Here is a 7603-nt window from a genome sequence, read left to right as displayed (position 1 = left end):
GAATTACACCAATTGAAATGTGACTGTGGATAAAATTAAATATTACCCATTACAATTCTTACTTTAACAACTAAAACTCTTTGATAAACATTAAATTAGCCATCTAACTTTTAGACCTATTCTCATTTTTTTGACCTGTTCATAACAAAGCAGATTGCTGTGTTTACCTGTCACTGCTATAGTTCACAGCTGCAATGAATGATTCGGTGATTTTTTATTCTTTACCGTCCATTTTTGAGCAAAATAGTGAGTAGACTGCTAAGCGTCAATGTGCTGCACATGGCGTAAGACACTATTGAGCGAAGCTATCTTGTTGCTCTACTCATCGTCATTTCATGTTGAGTATTTTCCGCCAATACGCGGATCGCAGGCAATCGTGTGCGTGCGATAACTGAAGTGCCCTAGAGCATCCCCTCCAGCCGGGAGGCTGCACCTTTTAGTCATGGGATCTGGCACCGTGAAAACGAAACCCAGCAACAAGTCCAATAATCAAAACTAAAGAAAGATAACGAGATTTTTAAATGAAAAGAATGCTAATTAACGCAACTCAAAAAGAAGAGTTGCGTGTCGCGCTGGTTGATGGCCAACGACTTTTTGATCTAGACATCGAAAGTCCAGGGCATGAATCTAAAAAGGCGAACATCTATAAAGGACGTATCACCCGTGTTGAACCGAGTTTAGAAGCTGCATTTGTTGATTACGGCGCTGAACGTCACGGTTTCCTTCCTCTCAAAGAAATTGCCCGCGAATACTTCCCTGATGGCTACACTTACCAAGGCCGTCCAAACATCAAAGAAGCGCTTAAAGAAGGCCAAGAAGTTATTGTCCAAGTTGAAAAGGAAGAACGAGGCAGCAAAGGCGCTGCGTTGACCACTTTCATTTCTCTTGCTGGTAGCTACCTAGTTCTTATGCCAAACAATCCTCGTGCCGGTGGTATTTCACGCCGTATCGAAGGCGATGAGCGTACCGAATTAAAAACCGCATTGAGCAGTTTAGAGCTTCCTCAAGGCATGGGCCTTATCGTTCGCACTGCAGGTGTGGGCAAAAGTGCGGAAGAGCTAGAGTGGGACTTAAACGTTTTGCTCAATCACTGGAGCGCAATCAAACAGGCTTCCGATTTGCGTCCTGCACCGCTACTTATTCACCAAGAGAGCAACGTCATTGTACGCGCAATTCGTGATTATCTGCGTCGTGACATTGGTGAAATTCTAATTGATAGCAACACAATTTATGAACGTGCCCTTGAGCACATTCGTTTGGTGCGTCCTGATTTCGTGAGTCGTGTAAAAAAATACGACGGTGAAGTACCCCTATTTAGCCATTACCAAATTGAAAGCCAAATCGAATCGGCTTTCCAGCGTGAAGTGCGTTTGCCTTCTGGTGGCTCTATTGTTATCGACCCAACCGAAGCATTGACCTCAATTGATATCAACTCTGCTCGTGCAACAAAAGGCGGCGATATTGAAGAGACGGCGCTTAACACCAACTTAGAAGCAGCCGATGAAATTGCTCGCCAATTACGTCTGCGCGATTTGGGCGGATTAGTGGTTATCGATTTCATCGATATGACTCCTGTTCGTCACCAACGTGAAGTAGAAAACCGTTTACGCGATGCCGTACGCCTAGATCGTGCTCGCGTACAAATTGGCCGAATTTCACGTTTTGGCTTGTTAGAAATGTCGCGTCAGCGCTTGAGCCCATCACTTGCCGAAGCAAGTCACCATATCTGCCCACGCTGCTCTGGTACCGGAGTGGTTCGTGATAATGAATCTCTTGCGCTCTCTGTTTTACGTCTCATTGAAGAAGAAGCACTAAAAGATAATACCGCTCAAGTTATGGCGGTGGTTCCCGTTCCTATTGCATCTTATCTACTCAATGAAAAACGTCGCTCAATCAATCATATTGAACGCATTCAAGAAGTCGAGATCACCATTGTCCCTAACTCTGAAATGGAAACGCCTCATTTTGAAGTGATCCGTGTCCGTGAAGGGGAAGAGCAAGAAATACTCTCTTACTTAGTGCCAATGAAACTAGAAGCACTGAAAGAAGCAGAAGGTAAAGAAAGCTCAGATATCGATTTCAAACCAAAACGCATTGAAGAACCAGCGTTGAAAGGGTTTGCTGCTCCAGCACAAACTATTCCAGCTCCAACACCTAAAGCAGAAGTAGCGGTTCCAGTCAAAGAGATCGCTGTTGAACCAGGCAAACCAGGTCTATTTGGCCGCATCGTTAAAGCTCTTGGTAGCATCTTCTCAACCACCACGGAAGAGGTGAAAACTGAGGAAGAGCAACAAAAACAAGAAAACGAACGTAGCCAAGCACCACGCCAGCGTCGTGATCGAAATGACCAACGTCGTCGTAACGGACGCGGTGAAAATGTTAATCGCGACAACGCAAACCGTGACAGAAACAAACGTAAACCTGTCAATACCTCTGCTCTTGTTGAAGAAACACAAGACAAAGAAATTGTTGCTACCAACGAGCCTCGTAAGACACAAGCTCGCAAGCCAAAACAAGAGCGCCGCAACAAGCGTGATGACAGCAAATCTGAAAAGTTAGCGGAGCAAGGGCTACAACTTGCGGCTGAAGCGCAAGCCGTTACCTTGACAGCGAATGAAGAGAAAACGGAAGAGAAAACGGCAAAAGTTAAAGAACGCCGTCAACGCCGTAAGTTAAACAAACAAGTTCGTGTAAAAGATCAGACAATCGCTCAAGAACAACCAGAAGCTGAAATGTTGATCAATACAACCCCGGCAGCAGAGGTTATTGAAGCCGTAAAAGCTGAAACAGTACAATCTGTTGAGACATCGGTCGTTACACCAAACGACGACAATGAGAATGACGATCAAAATCAACGTCGCAATCGCCGCTCCCCTCGTCATTTACGAGCCAGTGGTCAACGTCGACGCCGTGGTCGTGATCGTCGCCCTAACCCATTCCGTTTACGTAAAGGTGGGGTTGCCTCTCCTGAGATGGCAATGGGTAAAGTGATGCCTCGTTATGACCTCTCTAAACCAGCGTATCAAGCACCAGTAACAGAGCAAGTCGCAGCGGTTGAACCTGTTCAACAAGTGGCAGATGTCGTGGATAACAATACTGAGATAACGTTAGGTGGTTTTGCTTTCCCTGAAATGGCAATGGGTAAGGTCATTATTCGCCACGAAGAAAGCCAGAGCGTCGTTGAAGAACCTGTTACAGTCTCTTTGCAGGACGCTATTGAACCTCAAGTACCATCGACAGTGGTAACAGAATCGGTTTCAGTCACAGAATCGGTCACTGTAGAAGCCGTTATTTCGGAGCCAGTAATCGCAGAAGTTGTTATTGAAAAGACTACCGCTATTGAGCTCGTTGTCGAAGAAAAAGCCACGACAGAGAAAGTACCAGCATTGAAGGTTGAAGTAACTAAGGCACCTGAAGCCGTATTACCTAAAACAATCAAAGCGCATGCATTCTCTCCGATGACCAAAGCCTCAGGCTCTTTGTTGCTCAAAGAGATTGAAATCGTATCAGCACCTTTCCATGCTGAACGAATTGCAACTCGTGCAGCAGGCAGCCAGTCAGCGCAAAGTCAAGCTGGTGCAGCAATGACTAAACCACAGTATTAATCTCTGAACCGAGTTTAAATACCATTAAAGGGCCGCATTCGCAGCCCTTTTTATATTCCGCTTGCCCAATATCTCTGCATCTCATAGCATGGCCTCTTTCTTGTCACTCAAAATAGACTTCCATGACTTGGATCTTATTCACCCTTCTGGCCGCGTTCATGCAATCTTGGCGCAATGCATTCCAAAGTCGCTTAGCAACTGAGGTCAGTACTACTGGTGTTACCCTTGCCCGCTTTCTTTGGGCTGGCCCTATCGCGGCTCTGTATCTCATCACTTTGTATCATTTCATACCCGCGAAATTACCTACATTGTCATTGACCTTTATCGCTTTCATTATCGGCGCGTCATTGATGCAAATCGTCGCGACTGCGCTCATGGTTAAGCTTTTTAAATTAAATAACTATGCCGTAGGTGCTGGGCTAGCCAAAAGCGAAGCCTTAGTTGCCGCTATTTTAGGGATGATTTTTTTGGGACTCATTTGACAGGCTTGGGCTGGATTGGCGTCATCGTTGGTGGCATTGGTGTGTTTTTGATGAGCACGCACGGCAATGTTAAGCAGCTTTCAATGCCAACTGTTTTACTGGGATTAAGTTGTGGTAGTGCCTTTGCGCTCACTTCATTGTGGGTACGTGAAGCCAGTTTAGCGCTTGGCTTACCCTTTCCACACAGTGCTGCTTGGGTATTATTGTTGGTCATTTCACTGCAGACTTTATTACTGCTAATTTACCTAATGGTGACCGACAACAACTCATTAAAACAATTATGGGTAAGACCTAAGCTGACGCTATTAACCAGCACAAGTAGCTGTCTTGGTTCTATTGGTTGGTTCAGTGCAATGTCTCTTCAAACCGTGCCTTATGTAAAAACTTTAGGCCAAATTGAGATCTTTTTTACGATGTTAATTTCTATTTTTTGGCTAAAACAATCGGTGAAAATTAAAGATGGGCTGGGGCTTTTTCTAATCGCAATTGCCGCTATTTTAGTCATGTGGGGATAGATCCCCATCCACGCTTTGATGATGAAATTACTCGATCAAAAAAAGCCTCACCAGACGGTGAGGCTTTATCTTTTCCCGATAGAGATTGTTTCGTGCTAGCGAAAATCTCTCAATAACTCAGCTTACTTTTTCTTTGCTGGTTTTTGGTCATCTTTCTTCTTGATAACGGTAGTGCCTTCGAAAGTTTCACCTTCAACAAACGCTGTACCATAGTAAGCCGCAAGAAGTACTTCTTTTAGCTCAGAAATCAGTGGGTAGCGTGGGTTTGCACCAGTACATTGGTCATCAAACGCTTCAACTGATAGTACGTCAACTTTTGCGAGGAAATCCGCTTCATTCACGCCAGCCGCTTGGATAGATAGCGGGATGTCGAGATCTTTCTTCAGCTCTTCCAACCAAGTCAGTAGACGTTCAATCTTCTGAGCAGTACGGTCGCCCGCTTGGCTCAAGCCTAAGTGGTCAGCCACTTCAGCGTAACGACGGCGTGCTTGTGGACGGTCGTATTGAGAGAACGCAGTTTGTTTGGTTGGGTTATCATTCGCGTTATAGCGCACAACGTTAGAGATAAGCAATGCGTTAGCAAGGCCGTGCGGGATGTGGAACTCAGCACCGATCTTGTGCGCCATAGAGTGACATACACCTAAGAACGCGTTAGCAAAAGCAATACCTGCGATAGTCGCTGCATTGTGCACTTTTTCACGAGCAATTGGGTCTGCTGCGCCATTTTTGTAGCTTGATGGTAGGTACTCTTTCAGCATCTTAAGTGCTTGTAGAGCTTGACCATCAGAGTATTCGTTCGCAAGAACAGATACATAGGCTTCAAGAGCGTGAGTCACAGCATCGTAACCACCAAATGCCGTTAGAGACTTAGGCATATTCATCACAAGGTTCGCATCAACGATAGCCATGTTAGGTGTTAGCTCATAATCCGCTAGTGGGTATTTAGCACCTGTTTTGTCGTCTGTTACAACGGCAAATGGTGTAACTTCTGAACCTGTACCTGAAGTAGTCGTGATACAAACCAATTCTGCTTTTTGCCCCATTTTAGGGAACTTGTAGATACGTTTACGGATATCCATAAAGCGCATTGCAAGCTCTTCAAAGTGAGTTTCTGGGTGCTCATACATAACCCACATGATCTTCGCCGCATCCATTGGTGAACCACCACCAAGTGCTAGAATCACGTCTGGTTGGAAACTCTTCATTGCTTCAGCGCCTTTCTCTACGACAGATAGAGTTGGATCAGCTTCTACATCAAAGAATGTTTGAACTTCCATACCGTTTGACTTCAGCAGAGTCACTACGTCGTCTGCATAACCGTTGTTGAATAGGAAACGGTCAGTAACTAGGAATGCGCGTTTTTTGCCTTCAAGATCGCTCATAGCGATTGGAAGGCTACCACGACGGAAGTAAATTGACTTAGGTAGTTTATGCCACAACATGTTTTCAGCTCGCTTCGCAACAGTTTTCTTGTTGATTAGGTGCTTAGGACCTACGTTCTCAGAAATTGAGTTACCACCCCAAGAACCACAACCTAGCGTTAGAGATGGTGCAACGTTAAAGTTGTAAAGGTCACCGATACCACCATGAGTGGTTGGGATGTTTACAAGAATACGCGCCGTCTTCATTTTGTCACCAAAGTAACGGATACGGTCTGCATTAACGTCTTGGTTAGTGTATAGACCAGAAGTGTGGCCGATACCGCCGATTTCTACCATTCTTACTGCTTGTTCTACCGCGTTCTCGAAAGAAGTCGCGCGGAACATGCCAAGTGTTGGAGAAAGTTTTTCATGTGCGAATTCATCGTCATAAGAAACTTCGCCAATACCTTCACCGACAAGGATTTTAGTATCTGCTGGAACTTTAACGCCCGCCATTTCAGCGATGGCTGTTGCTGGTTGGCCTACGATTTTCGCGTTTAGTGCGCCATCGATAAGCAGTACCTTACGTACTTTGTCTGCGTCTGCTTTACTTAAAACATGCGCTTTATGGCTCGCGAAACGTTCTTTTACTTCGTCATACACTTCGTCCATAACGATAACCGCTTGCTCAGAAGCACATACCACACCGTTATCGAATGTTTTAGACATAAGAACAGAAGCAACTGCACGTTTGATGTCTGCCGTTTCGTCGATTACAACTGGAACGTTACCTGCACCTACACCGATTGCTGGTTTACCTGACGAGTAAGCCGCTTTCACCATGCCAGGACCACCTGTTGCAAGGATAAGTGCAATACCTTCGTGCTTCATTAGCGCGTTAGATAGCTCAACTGAAGGTTGATCAATCCAGCCGATGATGTCTTTTGGCGCGCCAGCTGCAACTGCTGCATCTAACACGAGTTTAGCTGCATCGTTAGTTGAATTTTTCGCACGTGGGTGTGGCGAGAAGATGATACCGTTACGAGTCTTCAAAGAGATGAGAGATTTGAAGATTGCAGTAGAAGTAGGGTTAGTGGTTGGAACGATACCGCAGATGATGCCTACAGGCTCAGCGATAGTCATCGTGCCTAGGTTTTTATCTTCTTCAAGAATGCCACACGTTTTTTCGTCTTTGTATTTGTTGTAGATGAACTCAGACGCAAAGTGGTTCTTGATTACTTTATCCTCAACAATACCCATGCCTGATTCCGCTACCGCTTGTTGCGCTAGAGGGATACGAGCTTGGTTAGCTGCTAATGATGCTGCGCGGAAAATTTTATCTACTTGCTCTTGAGAGTAAGTAGAGAATTCTGCTTGAGCCGCTTTAACGCGCGCTACTAGAGCATCAAGTTCAGCTAAATTAGTTACAGGCATAATGGATCTCCTAAAAATAGAAAAATGTTAAAAACTCTTTATTAAGTTTGCAGCTTTGTGTTTTTGTTTTTTCTCAACAGCTTAAACAATGACAGACTTAGTAAATTGCTTTCAGGACTGAGTATAATATTTCAGAGTGTGAAAAAAATTGACTCAGATCAGTTCTCAAAAACTAATTACCCAATTAGGGGTAAACACCCTACAAA

General features: G+C 44.8%; 2 protein-coding genes and 1 pseudogene. 2 read left to right on the top strand and 1 reads right to left on the bottom strand.

Annotated features, from left to right (window positions below; translation table 11 throughout):
• The first annotated feature begins 521 nt into the window (after nucleotides 1–521).
• Nucleotides 522–3605: a ribonuclease E gene (rne, locus tag AACU59_RS01790; RefSeq protein WP_094144439.1), complete on the top strand. Its 3084-nt coding sequence runs from the start codon at nucleotides 522–524 to the stop codon at nucleotides 3603–3605.
• Between the two features lie 122 nt (nucleotides 3606–3727).
• Nucleotides 3728–4602: pseudogene (locus tag AACU59_RS01785) on the top strand (multidrug transporter).
• A 122-nt stretch (nucleotides 4603–4724) separates the two neighbouring features.
• Here AACU59_RS01785 and adhE read toward each other — a convergent pair.
• Complete coding sequence (gene adhE, locus AACU59_RS01780; protein ID WP_013856398.1) at nucleotides 4725–7397, bottom strand: bifunctional acetaldehyde-CoA/alcohol dehydrogenase; 2673 nt, start codon at nucleotides 7395–7397, stop codon at nucleotides 4725–4727.
• Nucleotides 7398–7603: the final 206 nt, after the last annotated feature.

Origin of the sequence: Vibrio sp. V23_P3S9T160, assembly GCF_963886625.1 — a bacterium.
Classification (GTDB): Bacteria; Pseudomonadota; Gammaproteobacteria; order Enterobacterales; family Vibrionaceae; genus Vibrio; species Vibrio anguillarum.
Note: the sequence above shows the minus strand (reverse complement) of the source record. Positions and strands in the feature narration are given on the sequence as shown.